A 23,492-nucleotide genomic window follows, 5' to 3' on the forward strand; every position below is an offset into this window, starting at 1 on the left:
TCATCTAAAGAAAAAGGGCGAAATCATTCGCCCTTTAAAATTAGCCTAAAACTGACCACACTTTACTTCTCTTCACTACCTTTATATAAACGGTTTTTATACAAATAGCTGCCAAGTAAGGCATGTGCCAACGCTTCTTTTTTCATTTCTTCCGGCACGTCTTTTTCGGTTAATGTGTCTTTTTCCTTATCATAAACATAGCCTTTTGCTTTGCTATTTGGTGTTTGGATAACCACATCATGATTGCCTTTCATTAAAGCTTGGGTTTGATCAAACTGCATAAAGGCACGATTCGGATTCACATCTTGCGTTAAATCAAAGCCAATCATCGGATAATTACCACTTACACCCGCAATAGAAAGTAAGGTTGTCGGCATATCAATTTGGCTCACTAAGCGACTGTCTCGACGTGGCTCAACATGATCACCTAAAATTAACGCAGGAATATGGAAATGCTTAATTGGCACCAAGCTTGCCCCAGCTGCACGAGAATCATGGTCGGCAATCACCAAGAACACGGTATCTTTCCAATAATTAGATTGTTTCGCTAAGTTGAAGAAATAACCAATCGCATAATCCGCATATTTTGCACTGTTATTACGGGTTGCTTTTGGTTGTTCGTAAAGCTCAATTTTACCATCCGGAAATTCAAAAGGATCGTGATTGCTCGAACTAAACACTAAGCTAAAGAATGGTTTTCCTTCATTCTGTAATTGGGTAAAAGTTTCGTTCGCTTTATCAAATAAATCCTCATCACTCACGCCCCAAGTCGCAGTAAATTTAGGATTTTGATAATCCTTTTGATCGATAATATTTTGGAAACCATTACCATAGAAGAAGCTTGCCATGTTATCAAAGTGTTTTTCACCACCATAAATAAAGGAAGTGTTATAACCTTGTTTGGCAAGTAAATCTGCAATAGTAAAGAAACCACTTTGACTGTTATTCAATTTCACCACTGCACGTGCTGGAGTTGGTGTAAAACCTGCAGTTGTAGCTTCAATACCGCGTACAGAACGCGTACCTGTCGCATAGAGATTTTCAAATAACCAACCTTCTTTGGCTAATTTATCAAATTCTGGTGAAAGCGGTTTTCCGCCTAATGAACCGACAAATTGCGCCCCAAAACTTTCTTCCAAAATAATGACGATATTTTTCGGTTTACCTTGGTAAGTTGCTTGGTTTTTCGTTAAAGTTGGAATCTTCTCTGAAATATAATCACTTTCAGGGCGCCCACGGCTTGCTTTGACGATACGCAACATTTCATCTGTATCCATTTTGCCATAGGCTTCAGAAGAGGCTCCTTCGTCTTTAAATTGTTGGGCAGCATAAAGAACGGAATAACCTGAATTCAACACAAGCGAATTCACTAAACCATCAGAGGAAAAAGCCACCATTGCAGGATTCACACCACGGTGCTGAAAACTAGAACGTGCGCCTAAAAAAGCAACTGCAATCACAAGCAATGCGATAACAGGACGTAATTTCCAACTCATTGGGCGTAAATTTTTCACTGCATAACCAGATAGCTTCCAATAACAGAAGAAAGCCGTAACGGTAAAAATGAGGCTAAAAATGACCGCAGTTAAATGACCTTCCATCAACATTGAAAAGACTTCTTTCGGATAAATTAGATATTCGATAAAGAGACGGTTTGGACGGAAATCATAGGTTTCGATAAATGCAGGTGTAGCGAGTTCCATAAACAGAATAAACACACTGCCAAGGGTAAGCCAGATACGTAAAATCATTTTCCAAATACGGCTATTATGAAATAACACCGTAAATAATGCTGGCACACCAAATAGATAACACAAAGCCACGATGTCCATACGCAAGCCTTGTAAGAATAATTGCCCCCAGCCCGCTACCGCAGAGACACGGTCTGCTTGCCAAATCGCAAGCCCAAGACGAGATAAGGAGAAAATGATCAGATTAATGATGACGAAGAGAAAAATCGGATATAAAGGAGAACGTGTTTGTTTCATTTTGACACTCATATTGACACTCATAAGTCCTAAGGGAATCGCTACCCCTTGATTAATTTAAAGCACGCTAATGTGCCATTCCTTTCATAGAGAGATAAAAAAACACAAAGTGCGGTTAAAAACATCATCATTTTTGACCGCACTTTGAGAAAGTAAAATTACGCTGCAACTAACGCTTTTAATTGTTTTTCATAAGCAGCCCAATCGGTAATTGGACGGGTTGCCACACCTGTTTCCATTGCTTTTTTCGCTACCGCAGAAGACACGGTAAATAATAAACGAGGATCGAACGGAGTCGGAATGACATAATCCGGCCCAAATGATAACGCACCATAATTAGCAATAATTTCTAATGGAACCGGTTCTTTCGCAAGACCCGCAATGGCATGAGAAGCCGCTAATTTCATTTCCTCATTAATCGCTGTTGCGCCTACGTCTAATGCACCACGGAATAAGAATGGGAAACAAAGTACGTTATTTACTTGATTTGGAAAGTCTGAGCGACCAGTACAAACAATCGCATCTGGACGAACTGCTTTGGCTTCATCTGGGGTAATTTCCGGTACAGGGTTAGCTAATGCAAGAATTAATGGATTTTCAGCCATGGTTTTCACCATTTCAGGTTTTAATGCACCTGCTTTAGAGCAACCTAAGAACACATCAGCTCCCTTAACGGCATCCGCTAATGTGCGCCAACCATTATCTTCAATCGCGTAGAATTGTTTGGTTTCATCCATGTTATCGCCACGGCCTTTGTAAATCACACCTTTAGAGTCACACATGATGATATTTTCTTTTTTGAAACCTAATGCACGAAGCAAGTTAGTACAAGCAATAGCTGAAGCACCTGCGCCATTTACTACTAAGCGAACATCTGCAATATTTTTACCAATAATTTCTAAACCGTTTAATGCTGCTGCACCGACGATAATGGCAGTACCATGTTGGTCATCATGGAATACTGGAATCCCCATGCGTTCACGCAATGCTTTTTCAATGTGGAAACATTCCGGTGCTTTGATATCTTCAAGGTTAATCCCACCAAAAGTAGGTTCTAATGAAGCGATAATATCGATTAATTTATCTGGATCATGTTCATTGATTTCAATGTCGAATACGTTGATGCCTGCAAATTTTTTGAACAATACACCTTTCCCTTCCATAACAGGTTTTGATGCAAGCGCACCAATATTTCCTAAACCTAATACAGCAGTACCATTTGAAATCACAGCCACTAAATTAGCACGTGCAGTATAACGGCTTGCTGCTGAAGGATCTTTTTCAATCTCTAAACAAGGCTCAGCAACACCTGGAGAATACGCAAGGGCTAAATCATGTTGGGTTTCTAATGATTTGGTTGGGGTGACCGCAATTTTTCCCGGAATTGGGAATTCATGAAAATCTAATGCAGCTTGGCGCAATTGTTCGCTCATATAAAAATACTCCATTTTCACTTAGGCTAAATAAAATTTGCGCCATTATACTCTCTTTTAAACAGAATTTTGTGACATACCGCAAAAATTTTACAAATTTATTACAAAAATATGAGTAAAATCGACCACACATTTGTCTTTTCTTCACATTCATAAGCAAAAACGTTACTATATCGCAAAAAATATACAGGATATAAATAATGAGTTTGTTTTCTAAATTTAGAAGCGCCATCAATAAATTACAACGGAAAGCGATTAACAAAACCTTTCAAAAACGGTTAACCAACCAAGGCATCTCTGTGATTTCGGCAAACTGTGTCGGTGCATTTATTTTGCACGACCTTAATCAGCCTTTTAATTCTCCGTTTGTTAACCTTTATTTAGACCCAAGCGATTTTGTTCGCTATCTACAGAACATTACATTCTATCAAGCACAACCGCTTCAATTTATACAAACAGAAAAACCGTATCCCGTTGGTCTATTAGGTGATCTTAAAGTACACTTTATGCACTATCACTCCGAACAAGAGGCTCGGGAAAAGTGGGAAGCTCGCTCACAGCGTTTAGACCTAGATAACTTGTTTATTATGATGACAGATAAAGATGGTGGAAAAGGTGCAAAATATGAAGACCTGCAAGCCTTCGATAACTTGCCTTATCCAAACAAAGTGGTCTTTACCCACAAGCCATATCCTGAATTAAAATCCGCTTACTACATTAAAGGCTTTGAAAACGAAGAAGAAGTGGGTGATTTATTTACTTTTTCTGGTTGGAATGGTGAAAAATATTACGACCAATTTGATTACGTTAGCTGGTTCAATCAAAAATAAGAGTTTACGATGCGATTAGATAAATTTATTGCCGAGAATAGTGGTTTAACCCGTTCACAAGCCACCAAGGCCATTCGCCAAAGTGCGGTCAAAATTAACGGTGAAATTGTGAAAAATGGGGCGATCAAAGTAAGCCAAGAAGATGAAATTTATTTTGAGGATGAATTGTTGCCTTGGGTAGAAGAAGGTCAATATTTTATGTTGCATAAGCCTCAGGGCTACGTTTGCTCTCATGATGACGGTGACTATCCAACTATTTATCAATTCTTTGAACCGCCTCTTTCTGGCAAGTTACACAGCGCTGGACGATTAGATGTGGATACCACAGGACTCGTGCTATTAACGGATGATGGTCAATGGTCACATCGTATTACCTCACCAAAACATCAATGTGAGAAAACCTATTTAGTCACTTTAGCTGACCCGGTTGAGAACCATTATGCTTCAGCTTGTGAAGAAGGCATTCTATTACGTGGCGAAAAAGGACCAACTAAGCCAGCAAAACTTGAAGTGTTAGATGATTACAACGTGAATCTGACTATCTCTGAAGGGCGCTATCATCAAGTAAAACGCATGTTTGCTGCACTTGGTAATAAAGTCGTTGCACTACACCGTTGGAGAATTGGCAACGTTGAATTAGATGAAAGCTTAGAAGAAGGCGAATTTCGTCCACTCACTCAGGAAGAAATCGACAATTTAGTGAAATAATATGAGTCAAAATATTAAACCTACCTTTATTTTTATCGCCACGCTCGGCATCCTCTCAATGCTACCACCTTTGGGCGTGGATATGTATATTCCGTCCTTTTTAAATATTGCCGAAGACTTAAATATCGACTCCGAGCAAGTGCAGTACACGCTGACATTCTTCGCCTATGGTATGGCTGCAGGGCAATTGTTCTGGGGGCCTTTTGGTGATAGCTTTGGTCGTAAACCGATTATTTTATTAGGGGTCATTATTGGTGCTATCACATCCATCATTTTAACAGGCATTCATTCTATTGGCAGTTTCACTGTTCTGCGTTTCATTCAAGGTTTCTTTGGAGCAGCCCCTGTTGTGCTTTCAGGCGCTTTATTACGAGATTTATTTAGCAAAGATCAGCTCTCTCGAGTCATGTCCACCATTACACTTGTCTTTATGATTGCACCGCTTGTTGCACCAGTGATTGGTGGATATATTGTGAAATTTTTCCATTGGCACATGATCTTTTATGTGATTGGCGCGATGGGATTTCTTGCCGCACTGCTCATCTTTTTCGTTATTCCCGAGACCCATAAACAAGAAAATCGTATTCCCCTGCGCCTTAATATTATTGCCCGTAACTTCATGATGCTTTCTAAACAAAAAGAAGTGTTAGGTTATATGGCAGCAGCCTCTTTTGGATTTGGTGGTTTATTTGCCTTCGTCACTGCGGGATCGATTGTCTATATCGGTATTTATGGTATTCCTGTCGATCAATTCGGCTATTTCTTTATGATCAATATTGCCATTATGACCGCTGCATCTTATCTAAATGGTAAATTTGTATTGAAGCTAGGTGCAGAAACCATGTTACGAATTGGTATTGCCGTACAATTTATTTCAGGAATCTGGCTATTTTTAACCGCACTTTTTGATTTTGGCTTTTGGTCAATGGCAATTGGTGTAGCATTTTTTGTAGGACAAAACCCATTAATTTCCTCCAATGCGACTGCCTCTATTCTAGAAAAATTCCCAACGATGGCAGGTACTGCAAACTCATTAATGGGAAGTGTCCGTTTTGGTGTCGGCGCAGTAATGGGTTCCCTAGTAGCAAGCTTTAAAATGGAAACAGCAGCACCAATGCTCTATACAATGGCAGCTTGCGTAGTTATTTCAGCCCTCTCTTACTATTTCCTGACTTATCGGCATTGCAATTCAACTAAATAATAAAAATTTTATTCATATCTAATAAGCAATTATTAGATATGAATGGACGTAATTGTTTCAGTTAGACTAGTATTTTTGTGTCATTTAAAGCGAATACAACAGCCTTTCATGAAATTTGATACAAAATTCAATCCCTCTTTAAATTAATAGATTATTTTGATTAATTTAATAGATTTTAATCACTAAAACCTTTTTGTATGATGTTTACGAAATTTATTTCAACCCTACTTATTTCATACATACAAGGAGTTAATAATGAGTTCTCAATGCCCTTTTTCGCATTTATCGTCTACTAACCTAACTATGGGAAATGGCGCCCCTGTGGCGGACAATCAAAACAGTTTAACTGCAGGTCCGCGTGGTCCATTACTTTCACAAGATTTATGGCTTAACGAAAAATTAGCTGATTTCGTACGCGAAGTTATTCCAGAGCGTCGTATGCACGCAAAAGGTTCTGGTGCATTTGGTACCTTTACTGTCACACACGATATTACTAAATATACTCGTGCAAAAATTTTTAGTGAAGTGGGTAAAAAAACAGAAATGTTCGCACGCTTTACCACTGTTGCGGGTGAACGTGGTGCTGCTGATGCTGAACGTGATATTCGCGGTTTTGCATTAAAATTCTATACCGAGGAAGGTAACTGGGACTTAGTGGGTAATAACACCCCTGTGTTCTTCTTACGTGATCCACGTAAATTCCCAGACTTAAACAAAGCGGTAAAACGTGATCCTCGCACTAATATGCGTTCAGCAACGAACAACTGGGATTTCTGGACATTATTACCAGAAGCATTACACCAAGTAACCGTTGTAATGAGTGATCGTGGTATTCCTGCAAGCTATCGTCATATGCATGGTTATGGTTCACATACTTATAGTTTTTGGAATGAAGCTGGTGAACGTTTCTGGGTAAAATTCCATTTCCATACTCAACAAGGTATTAAAAACTTAACTGATGCAGAAGCGGCAGCAGTGATTGCAAATGACCGCGAAAGTCACCAACGTGATTTATACGAAGCAATTGAACGTGGCGACTTCCCGAAATGGACGCTATTTGTACAAATTATGCCAGAAGCAGATGCGGAAAAAGTACCTTATCATCCATTCGACTTGACAAAAGTATGGCCGAAAAAAGATTATCCGTTAATTGAAGTGGGTGAATTTGAGTTGAACCGTAACCCAGAAAACTTCTTTGCTGATGTAGAACAATCTGCATTTGCACCAAGTAATTTAGTTCCAGGTATCGGCGCAAGCCCAGATAAAATGTTACAAGCTCGTTTATTCAACTATGCGGATGCACAACGTTACCGTTTAGGTGTAAACTACCGTCAAATTCCAGTAAACCGTCCACGTTGCCCTGTTCATAGCAACCAACGTGATGGCCAAGGCCGTGTAGATGGCAACTACGGTAGCTTACCGCACTATGAACCAAACAGCTTCAGCCAATGGCAACAACAACCAGACTTTGCTGAACCACCACTTCGTATCAACGGAGATGCAGCACACTGGGATTATCGTAACGATGATAATGATTACTTCAGCCAACCGCGTGCATTATTTAACTTAATGAATCCAGAGCAAAAACAAGCATTGTTCAACAATACTGCGGCTGCAATGGGCGATGCACCTGATTTCATTAAATATCGTCATATCCGTAACTGTCACTGGTGTGATCCTGCATATGGTGAAGGCGTTGCAAAAACATTGGGCTTAACAGTTGAAGATGCATTAAAAGCACGTGAAACTGACCCAGCATTAGGTCAAGGCGGATTGTTATAAGTGCGGTTAATTTTATAAACAGATTTTAAATCTAAAAATAAAGGCGGGAATTCCCCGCCTTTCATATTTCATTAAATGCTTATTTCCAAATTCGATGCTCTAAAACACGCTTTTTAATTTCAGGATAGAGGTCAATTTTAAATTCAGGCTCTTTTCCTTCTTTTAATTGACACTGATAGTCTTTCATTAACTTCCACACAATTGGGGAAAGTAAAACAATCGCGACTAAGTTGATAATAGCCATCACTGCCATCACGGTATCTGCAAAATTCCATACCACATTGCCCGATTTTACTGAGCCAAAATAAACAAAGAATAAGACAGCCAAACGGAACGACCATACAAACCACGCTTTATTTTTAATAAAGCGAATGTTACTTTCCGCATAAGCATAGTTACCAATGATAGAGGAATAAGCGAAAAGCAATAAAATGAAAGCCAAGAAATGCACACCAAAGTCGCCAACATGATAACGCAATGCGTTTTGTGTTAAGGAAATACTTTTTAATGTTTCGCTACCATAATTATCAGAAAGCAGAATAATCACCGCAGTACAAGTACAGACGATCATAGTATCTACAAATACACCAAGCATTTGCACTAAACCTTGGCTAACCGGGTGTTTTACATGAGCAGCGGCGGCGGCATTTGGTGCAGACCCCATCCCCGCTTCATTAGAGAATAATCCGCGCTTAATCCCCATCATCATAGCTTTAGATACTAAAGCACCAAACATTCCACCAGCTGTAGATTGGAAAGTAAAGGCACTTTTGTAAATGTTGGTGATTACCGTCGGGATCATATCAATATGCATGCCCAAGATAATTACCGCCATAATTAAATAAAAGAGTGCCATCATCGGTACTATGCTACTAGAAATGGTCGCAATACGTTTCACACCACCAAAAATAATGATGGCAGTTAATACCACTAAAACAAGACCAACATATTCACCTTGCCAATCCCAAGCGTTTTTAGTCGCTTCTACGATTGAGTTTGCTTGCACTGAATTAAATGCAAAACCAAAAGTAAAAATAAGTGATACTGCAAACGCTACCGCTAAGCAACGTGATTTTAAACCTTGTGTAATATAGTAAGCAGGGCCACCACGGAAAGAGCCATCTTTATCTTGAATTTTGAATATCTGTGCTAAGGTAGATTCCGCAAAAGCACTCGACATTCCAATAAATGCCGTTACCCACATCCAGAACACCGCACCTTCACCACCAAGCGCAATGGCTGTTGCTACTCCACTGATATTACCTACGCCAACTCGGCTGGCTAATCCTGTTGCAAAAGCTTGAAATGGCGTTAAAGAATTACCTTCCGCCGCACGTCCAAACCACATTTCGCGTATACTTGTAGGGAAAAGACGTAGCTGTACTAAACCTGTAGTAATGGTAAAAAATAGACCTACACCTAATAAAATAACAATGGTGATATTCCATAATGGCTCATCAAAATGTTCGATAACCCATGTCAATCCTTGCTCAATCCTGTTCCCAAATTCTGTCAGCATAAAAACCTCACTAAAAAATTAATATTCTGATTGTAGAGAGACAAAAGAAAAAATCCAGCTTTCTTAAAGAAAAACTGGATTATTTTCCTATAATATAAAAGTTATTCAAATTTTCACTGTATTTTTAGATTAAATCTATTCACGGTTTAAAAATAATGCTGCAGCACCACGCACTCCACCAGAATCACCATGTTTTGCTTTTTTGATTGGTGGCACTTTCGCACTACGCATTAAATGAGGTGGCAATGCTTTTGGTAACGCTTCATAGAGATAATCAAAATTCGATAAACCACCACCGAGCACAATCATATGCGGATCAAATGCAGTGATAATGTTGCCGATAGAAATAGCCGCTAATTCAACAAAAATACGAACAAAATCAACCGCACTTTCCTCTTTCGCATAAAAGCGATCGATAATATCTTTGGCTGATAACTCTTCCCCTTTTAAATCACGGTACAACATTTCAAAGCCGCGACCAGAAATATACGTATCTAAACAGGCCTGGTTGCCACAACCACATTGGTAAATTGGCGCTTTATCCCAGCCTAATAATTTTAAGGCATGATAATTTAATTGAAGATGGCCTAACTCCCCTGCCATCCCGACTTGACCTGAGTGAATTTTGCCATTAATCACAAAACCACCACCAAAGCCAGTACCCAAAATAAGCCCTAATACAGAAGGATGTTGAGTATTTTCCTCATCGCAAGCTTCAGATAGCGCAAAACAATTTGCATCATTTTCTGCCCGCACTTCACGATCTAAAACGCGTTCAAGATCGGCTAAAATGGGCTTATTATCTGCGACACGAATATTCGTTACTTCAGCAAGTCCAGTTGTTAAATTAACAAATCCTGGTAACCCAAGACCTACTGTGCCTTTTTCGCCAAAGTGCGCATCTGCTCGTTCTACTAAAGTTTTGATTGCCTGTAACCAATCTTGATAATCTGTCTGTGGCGTTGGCACGCGCTCGGTATAAAGTTTTTCTAATTTTTCATTAAAAGCGGCTAATTCAATCTTTGTGCCACCGATATCAATACCGTAGTACATATTGTCTCCTCAAAAGAGCGGTCAAAATTATTGGAATATATAGGCTGTATTTTCCTTGAAATCAAAATGAAAATCCATGATAAAAATCATATTTTCTACAAGCAATAAAAAAGACCGGCTTTATCACTAAAACCGGTCTTTGATGCTATTTATTGTTAAACAAGCCTTTCTTCTGTAAGAAACCAAAAATAATCAAATGAACAATCCACGCCGAAATTATCGCCACAAATAAATCGATAGGATAATGCATTCCAAGGCGTACGCGGCTAATCAACATTAATACGCCCCAAATGGTCATGGCACCAATCAGTAATTCCGCTTTAAAAGAACGTTTCCCTAATAATTGGCTAAACCCGACGGCTAACATTAGCCAAGTGGCTGCAAAAATAGAATGTCCAGATGGGAAAGAATAACCCGTTTCATCTTCATAATGCGCTTTTAACCAGGCTGGTGTATCTGCCTGTGTAGAATAAAATTTATCGACTAATTTTGCTCGCTCTGAACGATCTTGATGATAAAAAGCATCTGTTGTACTTTCTGTTTTTTCCGCTAAATAGACGGTAAAAGGACGTGGCTCGGCAAAAACCGTTTTTAAACCTGTTTTAATTACTTGTGTGGATAATACCGACAGACCCATTACAATCACCCCCATAATCCACTGTTTACGGTTTTCAAAAAGAAAACGGAAAAGTAAAGCAAACACACCACAGGTAATTAAAGCATAAGGTACGCTACCTGTTTCGGTTAAAAGATAAAGCCAATAATCCCATTCCATTAATTGGTTGTTTCCATGCCAATGATAAGCAAAACCCCAAACAAAAAATGGTACAAGACAAAGGAATAACGTATATAATGACAGCCTTTTAAACATTGTTGCCTCTTGATAATAAAAATAAAGTGCACATTTTAGCAGAATAAAGTTGAAAAAAGGATACGTTATGTCAAAAATCCAACTGGTTGCTCAAGCCAATTTACCTACCGAATATGGCATATTTAAAATGGTCGGATTTGAATTTCCCGATACAAAAAAAGAACATGTCGCTTTAGTGATGGGTGATATTTCAAACCAAGATGAGCCTGTACTCGCCCGTATTCATTCTGAATGCTTAACGGGTGATGCGTTACACAGTTTAAAATGCGATTGTGGTTTCCAGCTTGCAGCCGCATTACGTCAAATTAGCGAAGCAGGTCGAGGTGTGTTGATCTATCATCGTGAAGAAGGTCGTGGCATTGGGTTAATTAACAAAATTCGTGCTTATTCATTACAAGATCAAGGCATGGATACGATTGAAGCCAACCTTGCATTAGGCTTTAAAGCTGATGAGCGTAACTTTAATGTGTGTGCCGATATGTTTGAATTATTAGGTGTGAAGCAAGTTCGCTTGATGACAAACAACCCGCAAAAAGTAGAAACCATGAAAAAAGCGGGAATTAATATCGTAGAACGTGTACCGTTGAATGTAGGTGAAAACCGTTACAATACGAAATATCTTGATACTAAAGCAAAAAAAATGGGCCATTATATTGTGCACAATAATGAAGAACATTTAATGACTTGCCCACATTGCCAAGAAGAAGTGATTTAACAAAAAAGCCATACAACTAACTGTATGGCTTTTCTTTTATCAAAACAATTATTGATTAACGCCCCAATGACGAGTGTCTTTATCAAATTTCATGCCTGAATGAGATCCTTCCGAACCATTAAAATAAACATCTTTATTTGCGCAAGCTGAAATCACTAATGCACCGATAACAATAAGAATTAATTTTTTCATTGTATTTACCTTTTTTAAAACTAGCTTACCAGAATTGTATCACAATTTTCTCCACTTTTTCCTGCTTAAATTAGTCCTTTTCTTGCAAAATTTATCTTTGACTTCTACAATACCGCCTCATTTTTAACCTTGTAGTTCGCAAACCTCCTACATAAAAAAACTAGGTATCCTATGAATATTTCAAATCCTAATCACAATCGTAAAGCCCTTGTGATCTTCTCTGGTGGACAAGATTCAACAACCTGTTTAATTCAAGCCATCGCTGAATATGGCGTGGAAAATGTCGAAACCGTCACCTTTCAATACAGCCAACGTCATGCCATTGAATTAGAAAAAGCCCGTTGGATCGTTCAGGATCTCGGTGTAAAACAAACGTTGATTGATACGTCCTTCATCAAATCTATCACCCACAACGCCTTAATGGATGCAAACGCTGATATTGAGCAAAAAGACGGTGAATTACCTAATACCTTTGTGGATGGCCGAAATGCGCTCTTCTTATTATATGCGGCAATTTATGCAAAAGGACAAGGTATTAATGACATTATCACAGGCGTATGTGAAACAGATTTCAGTAGCTATCCGGATTGTCGCGATGTGTTTATCAAATCCATGAATGTCACCCTTAATTTAGCCATGGATTACCCATTCAATTTAAAAACACCGCTAATGTATCTCACCAAAGCACAAACCTGGGCATTAGCTGATGAATTAGGTGCGTTAGATTATGTTCGTCAGCATACTCACACTTGCTATGAAGGTGTTGAAGGTGGCTGTGGAGAATGCCCGAGCTGTAAATTGAGAGATAAAGGCTTGCAGGAATATTTAGCAACAAAAGCAAAAGCTTAGCATCTCGATAACTCAACCCATAACAGATTAAATAGGTTTAAATAAATCCAAAGTGCGGTCAAAATTCACGTCAAATTTTGACTGCACTTTTACTTGATATAGTATCCTTATCTTTTCTCATCTTTGATTTTATAAACGCATCATTTTTTGATAAAATCACGTTAATTTTTTTATAAATAAGTAACTAATTTTAAAAATGACTACAAATTATTCTGCTCAAGAAATTACGGTTCTAAAAGATCTCGAACCAGTGCAAATTCGCCCCAGTATGTACACGGACACTACCCGTCCAAATCATCTTGCACAAGAAGTTATTGATAACAGTGTGGATGAAGCCCTTGCAGGTTTTGCCACCAAAGTTAAAGTGATTTTACACGCGGATCAATCGCTTGAAGTCATTGATAATGGACGCGGGATGCCAGTGGATATTCACCCGACTGAAGGAGTTTCTGGTGTGGAAGTCATCTTAACCAAGCTTCACGCTGGCGGTAAGTTCTCGAATAAAAACTATGAGTTTGCCGGTGGTTTACACGGGGTGGGGATTTCTGTCGTCAATGCCCTTTCTGAACGCGTAGATATTCAAGTTAAACGTAACGGTGAAGTGTATAAAATTGCCTTTGAAAATGGCACAAAAGTAGAAGAATTAGAAGTCATTGGGACTTGTGGCAGACGAACAACCGGCACCACCGTTCACTTCAAACCGAATCCAAAATATTTCGATAGCAAGAATTTTTCTGTTAGCCGTTTACGCCACTTATTACGTGCCAAAGCCGTACTTTGTTCAGGCTTAGAAATTAAATTTGTCGATAAAGTGAATAACACCGAAGATGTGTGGTGCTATCAAGATGGTTTATCCGATTACTTAACCGAAGCGGTAAATGGTTTTGAAACCTTGCCTGAAAAACCTTTTGTCGGTGAATTTAAAGGATCCACAGAAGCGGTAAGCTGGGCATTATTATGGTTACCTGAAGGTGGCGAGCTTATTGCTGAAAGCTATGTAAACTTGATTCCAACAGTACAAGGCGGAACACACGTAAATGGTCTTCGCCAAGGCTTGCTTAATGCCATGACTGAATATTGCGAATTCCGCAATAAATTACCACGCGGCGTGAAATTAACCGCAGACGACATTTGGGATCGCTGTGCTTACATTCTTTCACTCAAAATGCAAGATGCCCAATTTGCCGGCCAAACCAAAGAACGCTTATCTTCCCGTCAAAGTGCGGTCTTTGTTGCAGGTGTTTTAAAAGATGCCTTCAGTTTATGGTTGAATCAAAACGTACAAGATGCGGATCGCTTAGCTGAAATGGCCATTAGCTCTGCACAACGTCGTTTAAATGCAGCCAAAAAAGTCGTGCGTAAAAAATTAGTGAGTGGCCCTGCTCTACCGGGCAAATTAGCCGATTGTGCATCACAAAATTTAGAAAAAACCGAATTATTCTTAGTAGAAGGTGACTCTGCGGGCGGCTCAGCCAAACAGGCGCGAGATCGTGAATATCAAGCAATCCTACCATTGCGTGGAAAAATCTTAAATACTTGGGAAGTAGCCAGCGATCAGGTGCTTGGTTCAACGGAAATTCATGATATTGCTGTGGCGCTTGGTATCGATCCTGACAATGAAGACTTATCTCAGCTTCGTTACGGTAAAGTCTGTATTTTAGCCGATGCGGACTCTGATGGTTTGCATATTGCCACCCTACTTTGTGCACTCTTTTTACGTCATTTCCCGAAATTAGTGCAAGATGGGCACGTTTATGTGGCAATGCCACCACTCTATCGTATCGACTTAGGTAAAGAAGTCTTTTATGCCTTAGATGAAAACGAAAAAGAAGCGATTTTAGAACGCTTAAAAGGTAAAAAAGGTACCTTAAACGTACAACGATTCAAAGGTTTGGGTGAAATGGATCCGTCACAATTACGTGAAACCACCATGGATCCGAATACACGTCGTTTAGTTCAATTAACCTATGAGCTAGGCGAAGATCAAGGGGCAGAAACATTAGAATTAATGGATATGTTACTCGCCAAAAAACGAGCGGAAGATCGCAAAAATTGGTTACAAACCAATGGCGACCAAGTGGATTTAGCCGTTTAATTATTTGAGGTCAATCATGAACGAACAACGTCGAGATTTTTTTAGAAACAGCGCATTAGGCTTAGCAACGATTACATTAGGTGCAGGTTTTAGTTTCATTCCTTCTGCTCAAGCGGAAGAAAAAGCCTCAAATGTGGCAGCTACTGCAGTTGAAAATTTACCTGAGATTGAAGCAGAATTGACGCTCGCGCCCAATGTGCCAAAACCGATTGAACGTAACTATCCTGCAAAAGTCGTGGTAAAACTGACCGCACTTGAACAAACTATGGATTTAATGGATGGCGTGCAATTTAAATTTTGGACATTAAATGGTAGCGTGCCTGCGCCATTCATTCGTGTACGCGAAGGCGATATGGTGGAAGTTCAACTTTCCAACTCAGCGAGTTCAATGATGCCGCACAGTATCGATTTCCATGCTGCCGCTGTGCCAATGGGTGGTGCTATTGCGAGTGAAACGCCACCAACACGCACATCCACCTTCCAATTTAGAGCGTTACGTTCGGGGATTTATCTATACCACTGTGGCAGTCAACCTGTGGATATTCATCTTGCCAAGGGGATGTATGGTTTAGTTTTAGTTGAGCCAAAAGAAGGTTTACCAAAAGTGGATCGCGAATTTTACATTATGCAAAGTGAATTCTATACCAAAGGCGAGTTTGGTGATCCTGGCTTGCAACCATTCAGTATGCAAAAAGCCATTGATGAACGTCCTGAATATGTTCTCTTCAACGGTAAAGTCGGCGCAACCATGGATGGAAATGCTTTAAAAGCGAAAACCGGTGAAACCATTCGTCTATTCGTAGGAAATGCTGGGCCAAATTTATGTTCTTCTTTCCACTTGATTGGTGCGGTATTTGACAATGTATATGTGGAAGGCGGTACGCTTGTTAATCACAATGTTCAAACTACCTTGATTCCATCTGGCAGTGCCACCATGGTGGAAACTCGAATTGATGTACCGGGTACTTATGTCTTTATGGATCACTCCATTTTCCGCGCAGTAAATAAAGGCACAATGGGACATATTGTGGTTGAAGGTGAAAAAAATCCGAATATTTATTCTGGAAAACTAAAAGACGAAGCCTTTAAAGAAACTAACCCACAAAAACCACAACCCGTTCCTTACGAAATTGACAGTCACAAAGGAATGGATATGGGACATTCTCATCACGAACATTCTGATGCGAACTCCGGTGCAACAAGAAAATAAATTAGAAGAATATGAGCAATATTAACTACGAAGGCATCGAGCAGATGCCACTTCGCACCTTTACAGAAAAGGCTTACCTTAATTATTCAATGTACGTCATTATGGATCGTGCATTGCCTTTTATTGGAGATGGCTTAAAGCCTGTTCAACGTCGTATTGTCTATGCAATGTCTGAACTAGGTTTAAACGCCGCTGCGAAATTTAAAAAATCCGCCCGTACCGTCGGTGATGTGTTGGGTAAATTCCACCCACACGGTGACTCTGCCTGTTATGAAGCCATGGTATTAATGGCTCAGCCCTTTTCTTACCGTTATCCTTTAGTGGATGGGCAAGGAAACTGGGGGGCGCCAGATGATCCTAAATCATTCGCGGCAATGCGTTATACGGAATCTCGCCTGTCCAAAATTTCTGAAATTCTATTATCTGAACTAGGTCAAGGCACTGTTGATTTCCAACCAAACTTTGATGGCACCTTAGAAGAACCACAATATTTACCTGCTCGTTTGCCTCATATTCTCTTAAACGGCACCACCGGGATTGCTGTCGGGATGGCAACGGATATTCCACCACACAATATTAATGAAGTGGCGGATGCTGCTGTCCTGCTATTAGATAATCCAAAAGCAGGATTAGATGATGTACTCAATATCATTCAAGGCCCTGATTTCCCAACTGAAGCGGAAATTATTTCGCCAAAAGATGATATTCGCAAAATGTATGAAACCGGTCGTGGTTCCATCAAAATGCGTGCGACATGGCATAAAGAAGATAGTGAAATCATCATTAGCGCACTTCCTCATCAATCTTCACCATCAAAAATCATTGCACAAATTGCTGAGCAAATGACCGCGAAAAAATTGCCAATGGTGGAAGATATTCGTGATGAAGCAGATTATGAAAATCCTGTGCGTATCGTGCTTGTCCCTCGTTCAAATCGCGTTGACACGGATGCCTTGATGGCGCATTTATTTGCGACAACCGATCTCGAAAAAAGCTATCGTGTGAATATGAATATGATCGGGCTTGATCATAAACCTGCCGTGAAAGGCTTACTTCAAGTCCTCACAGAATGGCTGACATTCCGTCGTACTACCGTGACACGCCGTTTACAACATCGTTTAGATAAAGTACTCGCTCGTTTACACATTTTAGATGGTTTGATGATTGCCTTCCTCAATATTGATGAAGTAATTGAGATCATTCGTACTGAGGATGAACCTAAACAAGTTTTAATGGCTCGCTTTAACTTAAGTGATGAACAGGCAGAAGCCATTTTAAACTTACGTTTGCGCCATTTAGCCAAATTAGAAGAACATCAATTACAAGCTGAAAAAGATAAACTCGAAGAAGAGCGGTCAAATTTAGAGTTAATTTTAGGATCTGAGCGTCGCCTAAATACTTTGATCAAAAAAGAAATTCAAGAAGACGCAAAAAAATACACCAGCCCTAGAATGTCTCAATTAGTTGAACGTGAAGAGGCGAAAGCGATTTCTGAAAGTGAAATGACTCCGGCTGAACCTGTTACCGTCATCTTATCTGAAATGGGCTGGGTTCGTTGTGCAAAAGGTCACGACATTGATCCGGCAGGATTAAGCTACAAAGCAGGCGATAAATATCTGGCGCACGCTTGTGGTAAAAGCAATCAACCGGTAATCTTTATTGACAGCACTGGTCGTAGCTACGCTTTAGATCCATTAAGCTTGCCTTCTGCGCGTTCACAAGGTGAACCGCTCACCGGTAAACTCACGTTACCTGTAGGCGCAACCATTGAACAGGTTATTATGGAACCTGAAAAACAAGAATTATTGATGGCATCAGATGCAGGATACGGTTTTATTTGCAAATTTGAAGACTTAATTGCACGTAATAAAGCTGGAAAAGCCTTGATTTCTTTGCCAGAAAATGCGAAAGTCTTGAAACCTGAGATACTTTCCGAGTCGGCCTCACTTCTTGTGTCCCTCACTTCAGCGGGGCGAATGCTGATTTTTCCGGTACGGGATTTACCGGTATTATCAAAAGGAAAAGGCAACAAAATCATCAGTATTCCAGCAGCGAATGCAAAAGCGCGGTCAGAATTATTGGTGAAATTGTTCTTAATTTCAGAGCAAGCTAGCCTTGAGTTCCATTCCGGTAAACGAAAAATCACATTAAAACCGGAAGATCTGCAAAAATTCCGAGCGGAACGCGGCAGAAAAGGCTCCCAATTACCACGAGGATTACATAGCAATGTTGATATTGTGGTAGTTGAACCCGGACACAACTCATAAGAACTCTCGAAACCAAACTAAATAGGAGGATATTTCGTGAATATTGTTTTTGATACCTATCAAACTCTTGCTTTAGCAAGCTTTGTATTATTACTCGGTTATTTTCTAGTAAAACGTATTCGCGTTTTACAAACATTCAATATCCCTGAGCCTGTTGTTGGTGGCTTTATTGTGGCTATTGCCTTAACCATTTTATACAAAGTAAATGGCACTTCATTCACATTTGAGAAAAGCTTACAAACATCGATGATGTTAGTATTCTTCTCCTCTATCGGTTTAAGTGCAAACTTTTCTCGCTTAATTAAAGGCGGAAAACCATTAGTTATCTTCTTACTCGCTGCTGGAATACTCATTGTTTGCCAAAATGTCATCGGTATTTTAGGCACTCAATTATTAGGCATCGATCCTGCTTATGGTTTACTTGCAGGTTCAGTTACCCTAACCGGTGGTCATGGTACAGGTGCGGCATGGGCAGAAACATTCACTAAAGAATTTAATCTGCCGGCTGCAACAGAAATCGCCATGGCATGTGCCACATTCGGTTTAGTCTTTGGTGGTATCTTAGGTGGCCCAGTATCTCGTTATTTATTAAATCATCAAAAACAAGGTGAAAATCCAGAGAATGATGAAATAGATGACGTACAAGAAGCATTTGAGCACCCAACTTATAAACGTAAAGTGAACGCACGCTCAATCATTGAAACCATCGCGATGCTTTCTTTATGTTTACTCATCGGTCAATATTTAGATGGCTTAACAAAAGGTACACACATTCAATTACCAACATTCGTATGGTGTTTATTTACAGGTGTAATCATTCGTAACAGCTTAACCCACTTATTCAAATTCCAAGTGGCTGATTCAGCGATTGACGTATTAGGTAGCGTAGGTTTATCTATCTTCTTAGCGATTGCTTTGATGTCTCTCAAACTTTGGGAATTAGCAGGTCTTGCAACAGATGTATTAGTTATCTTAGCAGTTCAAGTTGTCTTCATGGCTTTCTTCGCTATCTACGTCACATACCGTATGATGGGTAAAGATTATGATGCGATTGTATTAAGTGCGGGTCACTGTGGTTTCGGTCTAGGTGCAACACCAACAGCCGTTGCTAACATGCAAGCAATTACCAGTCGTTTCGGACCATCTCACAAAGCGTTCTTAATCGTACCAATGGTAGGGGCATTCTTTATCGACTTATTAAACGCCGGTATCTTAAAAATGTTCTTAAGCGTTGTTGAAGCGCTTCACTAATCAAACGTAAAAAAAGAAAGGCTGACATTTTGTCAGCCTTTTTATTTACTTGCTACTCAGTAAGCGTCTTCACCAAACCCATCACAAATTCTAGCCGCTCTTTGTTTTCTGGAAGTGCTTTCACAAACTTAAATTTTAATGGACCATCAAAGCGATAAACAATTGGATTTTGTTGAATTAATTTGATGAATTTTTCAGGATCAACTTTTGCTGAAGGTGAAAATTCAATAAAGCCCCCTTGAGCCCCTGCATCGATTTTCAGTACTTTTAATGGTTTCACCATTAAACGCATTTCAGCAATTTGTAAAAGATTTTTAGTTGCTTCAGGTAATAGGCCAAAGCGATCGATTAATTCAACTTTTAATTCATCTAACTCTTGTTTACTTTCCGCTGCTGCAATGCGTTTATAGAACGACAAACGCATATTCACATCACCAAGATAGTCATCTGGTAATAAAGCTGGAACACGTAGCTCAATTTCAGCTTGCTGATGTGTAATCTCTTCTAATGAAGGTTCTCTTCCCTCTTTTAAGGCTTTAACTGCCGCATCAAGTAATTCCATATAAAGTGAAAAACCGATGCTCTCAATTTGTCCACTTTGCTCATTCCCCAATAATTCACCTGCACCGCGAATTTCTAAATCGTGCGTCGCAAGAATGAAACCTGCACCTAAGTTATCTAAACTTTCTAATGCCTCTAAACGACGTTTTGCATCTTTCGTCATTAACTTCGGCGGCGGTGTAAGCAAATAGGCATAAGCTTGGTGGTGAGAACGTCCCACTCGCCCACGCAGCTGGTGAAGCTGAGCTAAACCAAAATTATCTGCACGTTCAATGATGATCGTATTTGCCGTTGGTACGTCAATCCCTGTTTCAATAATGGTGGAACAGACTAAAACGTTATAACGTTGATGATAAAAATCACTCATCACACGCTCAAGTTCGCGTTCTCGCATTTGACCATGACCAATGACGACTCTAGCTTCCGGTACAAGTGCGGTCAGTTTTTCAGCCGTATTTTCAATACTCGCCACATCATTATGCAAATAATAAACTTGCCCACCACGTAAAATCTCACGCAGAATCGCTTCACGAATAATTAAATCATCTTTCTGACGAACAAACGTTTTGATACTCACTCGGCGAGCCGGTGGTGTCGCAATAATAGAAAGATCGCGAATACCATTCATTGCCATATTCAAAGTTCGAGGAATTGGTGTTGCGGTAAGCGTTAAAATATCAATATTCGCTCGAAGTTGTTTAATTTTCTCTTTCTGTCCCACACCAAAGCGATGTTCTTCATCAATGATGAGTAAGCCAAGATCAGAAAACTTCACATCGGATTGAATCAATTTATGGGTTCCAATCAGAATATCGACTTTTCCTTCGGCTAAATTTTCTAAGATTTGTTTTTGCTCTTTGGCTGTTTTAAAGCGAGAAAGTACTTCTACATTAACTGGCAGATTAGCAAAACGATCTTTAAAATTCTCGTAATGCTGTTGAGCTAACAAGGTTGTTGGAACCAATACGGCGACTTGTTTATGGTTCATGACCGCCAAAAATGCGGCGCGCATCGCCACTTCAGTCTTTCCAAAGCCCACATCACCACAAACCAAACGATCCATCGCTTTTGGTTGACACATATCCGAAATGACGGCATTAATCGCCATGGCTTGATCGTGTGTTTCTTCAAACGGGAAGGTTGCAGCAAACTGCTGGAACTCCTCACGATCATATTTAAACTCAAAGCCTTTTTTCACTTCTCGTTGGGCATATACATCAAGTAATTCAGCGGCCACATCACGAATTTTTTCTGCGGCTTTTTGACGCGTTTTCGCCCACGATTCATTACCTAATTTATGTAATGGTGCAGTTTCATCTGAGCCACCGACATAGCAACTAATTAAATGAAGAGAACCAACAGGCACATAAAGTTTGGATTCATTCGCATAATTGATCAGCAAATATTCTGCTTTTAAGCCCCAGTATCGAGTGTCACTAAGCCACCATAGCGCCCAACACCATGATCTAAGTGCACCACGGGCTGCCCAATTTTTAATTCAGCCAGATTGCGCACTAGGGTATCTGGATTGACCGCCTTACGTTTATCACGCTGGCGTTGTTGTACTCGCTCGCCTAAAATTTCATGTTCAGTAATGACGGCGAATTTAGCCTCATCAAGAATAAAACCTTGCTCAAGACGACTTACCCAAAGATTAAACTTGTCTTGATTGGCTTCAGATAAGGTTTTAATTTGTTTTGGTTTAATTTTTAATGGTGAAAGTAAATCCAGTAAAGTTTCACGTCGTCCTTCAGTTTCCACTGAAAATAAAACATTTCCTTTAAAATGCTCAATAAACTGACGAAGTTGCGATAACGGTTCTTTTTGCTGTGATTGAATGGTCACGGCTGGTAATGCGGACACCGCTAAATTTTTCTGACGAACAGATGACCGCACTTTTTCTGCTTTAAAATTAATTTTAGGATAATTTTTTAATGCATGATTTACCGCATCAATGCTTAGCCACAAACGTTCTGGCGGCAAAAGAGGGCGCATTGGATCAACTTTGCGATGCTCATAACGCTGTTTGGCATCAAGATAAAAACGTTCACCTTGTGCTTGATTTGTTTCCATATCCACAAACAACGTTTTTTCGGGTAAGTAATCGAACAATGTTGCCATTTCATCAAAGAATAGCGGCTGCCAATATTCAATCCCTGAGATTAGCGTGCCTTTACTGATTTGCTGATAAATATGTTCTGGATCGCGACGAATTTCTCCAAAAGTTTCTCTAAATTGTGTACGGAAAAATTCAATGCCTTTCTCATCAGTTGGAAATTCGTGTGCAGGTAATAAATTAATAGATTGAATTTCATCTAACGTTCGCTGCGTATCGACATCAAAAGTACGAATCGAATCAATTTCATCATCAAAAAGATCTAAGCGAAATGGAACCGCACTTCCCATTGGAAAAAGATCTAAAAGTGATCCGCGCACAGCATATTCACCATGTTCTAGTACTAGCTCGACGGAACGATATCCTGCTGACTCTAATTGTAATCGCAATTTTTCAATGACAAGACGGTCACCTTTTTTAATCAGAAGGACATTGTGCTGTAGATATTTCGGCGGGCACACACGTTGCATTAATGTGCTAATCGGTAAAACAAAGATACCTTTTTTAGTATTTTGCAAATGAAATAGCGCACTTAAACGAGAAGAAATAATTTCTTGATGAGGAGAAAAAGAATCATAAGGCAACGTTTCCCAATCAGGAAAAAACTGAACGGGCTGAGAAATTAAATCCGGTAAAACTTGTGATAAACGAACCGCACTTTTGGTATCTGGTGTCACAACCACAGTCAATCCATCGTATTGCTCTGCAATTTCACTAACAGCAAGTGTATCTGCACTCGCTAATACATTGCCAAGAATTTTATGATCATTGGGCTGAGTCGGAATATCAAAATTAAAATAGGTTGTTTTCATAAGTACGGTCAATTTTTATCTCATTTTTGCGTGAATAGC

At 39.7% G+C, this 23,492-nt stretch carries 16 protein-coding genes, 1 pseudogene and 1 riboswitch; of the genes and pseudogenes, 10 read left to right on the forward strand and 7 right to left on the reverse strand.

From position 1 onward, the window contains the following. Positions 1–62: 62 nt before the first annotated feature. Together DX522_RS01410 and DX522_RS01415 are read right to left on the reverse strand one after the other, a co-directional pair. The gene (locus tag DX522_RS01410) at positions 63–1,988 is read right to left on the reverse strand and encodes an LTA synthase family protein (RefSeq protein WP_262054139.1); all 1,926 of its coding nucleotides are present in this window, start codon (positions 1,986–1,988) and stop codon (positions 63–65) included. A 158-nt stretch (positions 1,989–2,146) separates the two neighbouring features. Beyond that, positions 2,147–3,421: a malic enzyme-like NAD(P)-binding protein gene (locus DX522_RS01415; RefSeq protein ID WP_115179562.1), complete on the reverse strand. Its 1,275-nt coding sequence runs from the start codon at positions 3,419–3,421 to the stop codon at positions 2,147–2,149. 200 nt (positions 3,422–3,621) lie between these two features. On the opposite strand from DX522_RS01415, the gene DX522_RS01420 reads away from it, so the two are divergent. From DX522_RS01420 to DX522_RS01435, 4 genes are all read left to right on the forward strand, one after another. Then, complete coding sequence (locus tag DX522_RS01420; protein ID WP_115179563.1) at positions 3,622–4,251, forward strand: DUF1919 domain-containing protein; 630 nt, start codon at positions 3,622–3,624, stop codon at positions 4,249–4,251. A 9-nt stretch (positions 4,252–4,260) separates the two neighbouring features. Next, entirely contained in the window at positions 4,261–4,959 is a 699-nt protein-coding gene (rsuA, locus tag DX522_RS01425) for a 16S rRNA pseudouridine(516) synthase RsuA (RefSeq protein ID WP_115179564.1), read from the forward strand. A 1-nt stretch (position 4,960) separates the two neighbouring features. Further along, positions 4,961–6,160 (forward strand): Bcr/CflA family multidrug efflux MFS transporter, encoded by a 1,200-nt coding sequence (locus tag DX522_RS01430; protein WP_115179565.1) that lies wholly within the window; start codon positions 4,961–4,963, stop codon positions 6,158–6,160. A gap of 255 nt (positions 6,161–6,415) precedes the next feature. Continuing rightward, entirely contained in the window at positions 6,416–7,942 is a 1,527-nt protein-coding gene (locus DX522_RS01435; protein ID WP_115179566.1) for a catalase, read from the forward strand. A gap of 79 nt (positions 7,943–8,021) precedes the next feature. Here DX522_RS01435 and DX522_RS01440 read toward each other — a convergent pair whose 3' ends face one another. The 3 genes from DX522_RS01440 to DX522_RS01450 form a co-directional block, all read right to left on the reverse strand. After that, on the reverse strand, positions 8,022–9,461 hold the full coding sequence (locus DX522_RS01440; protein ID WP_115179567.1) for an alanine/glycine:cation symporter family protein: 1,440 nt from the start codon (positions 9,459–9,461) through the stop codon (positions 8,022–8,024). Positions 9,462–9,596: 135 nt separating this feature from the next. Next, on the reverse strand, positions 9,597–10,514 hold the full coding sequence (gene nagK, locus DX522_RS01445) for an N-acetylglucosamine kinase (RefSeq protein ID WP_115179568.1): 918 nt from the start codon (positions 10,512–10,514) through the stop codon (positions 9,597–9,599). Positions 10,515–10,659: 145 nt separating this feature from the next. Then, on the reverse strand, positions 10,660–11,385 hold the full coding sequence (locus DX522_RS01450; RefSeq protein WP_049365786.1) for a phosphatase PAP2 family protein: 726 nt from the start codon (positions 11,383–11,385) through the stop codon (positions 10,660–10,662). A 67-nt stretch (positions 11,386–11,452) separates the two neighbouring features. Here DX522_RS01450 and ribA point away from each other — a divergent pair, with 67 nt between their 5' ends. Next, positions 11,453–12,100 carry a GTP cyclohydrolase II gene (gene ribA / locus DX522_RS01455; RefSeq protein WP_005696347.1) on the forward strand — a complete coding sequence of 216 codons (648 nt, stop codon included), beginning with the start codon at positions 11,453–11,455 and terminating at the stop codon, positions 12,098–12,100. Between the two features lie 48 nt (positions 12,101–12,148). Here the strand turns inward: ribA and DX522_RS01460 are convergent, their stop codons facing one another. Further along, positions 12,149–12,292: a hypothetical protein gene (locus DX522_RS01460; protein ID WP_014065561.1), complete on the reverse strand. Its 144-nt coding sequence runs from the start codon at positions 12,290–12,292 to the stop codon at positions 12,149–12,151. Positions 12,293–12,417: 125 nt separating this feature from the next. After that, positions 12,418–12,462: riboswitch (PreQ1 riboswitch) on the forward strand. Between the two features lies 1 nt (position 12,463). Here DX522_RS01460 and queC point away from each other — a divergent pair. The 5 genes from queC (at position 12,464) to gltS (ending at position 19,964) form a co-directional block, all read left to right on the forward strand. Then, complete coding sequence (gene queC, locus DX522_RS01465; RefSeq protein ID WP_115179569.1) at positions 12,464–13,141, forward strand: 7-cyano-7-deazaguanine synthase QueC; 678 nt, start codon at positions 12,464–12,466, stop codon at positions 13,139–13,141. A 196-nt stretch (positions 13,142–13,337) separates the two neighbouring features. Next, a complete protein-coding gene (gene parE / locus DX522_RS01470; RefSeq protein ID WP_115179570.1) occupies positions 13,338–15,236 on the forward strand; it encodes a DNA topoisomerase IV subunit B in 1,899 nt (632 codons plus the stop codon). 16 nt (positions 15,237–15,252) lie between these two features. Then, positions 15,253–16,446, forward strand: a complete 1,194-nt coding sequence (nirK, locus tag DX522_RS01475; protein WP_115179571.1) for a copper-containing nitrite reductase — start codon at positions 15,253–15,255, stop codon at positions 16,444–16,446. Positions 16,447–16,457: 11 nt separating this feature from the next. Continuing rightward, positions 16,458–18,713 (forward strand): DNA topoisomerase IV subunit A, encoded by a 2,256-nt coding sequence (parC, locus tag DX522_RS01480; RefSeq protein WP_115179572.1) that lies wholly within the window; start codon positions 16,458–16,460, stop codon positions 18,711–18,713. A 36-nt stretch (positions 18,714–18,749) separates the two neighbouring features. Beyond that, on the forward strand, positions 18,750–19,964 hold the full coding sequence (gene gltS / locus DX522_RS01485) for a sodium/glutamate symporter (protein ID WP_115179573.1): 1,215 nt from the start codon (positions 18,750–18,752) through the stop codon (positions 19,962–19,964). A gap of 52 nt (positions 19,965–20,016) precedes the next feature. On the opposite strand, the pseudogene mfd reads toward gltS, so the two are convergent. After that, positions 20,017–23,453: pseudogene (gene mfd / locus DX522_RS01490) on the reverse strand (transcription-repair coupling factor). Positions 23,454–23,492: the final 39 nt, after the last annotated feature.

Origin of the sequence: Haemophilus parainfluenzae (assembly GCF_900450995.1) — a bacterium.
Taxonomy (GTDB): Bacteria; Pseudomonadota; Gammaproteobacteria; order Enterobacterales; family Pasteurellaceae; genus Haemophilus_D; species Haemophilus_D parainfluenzae_O.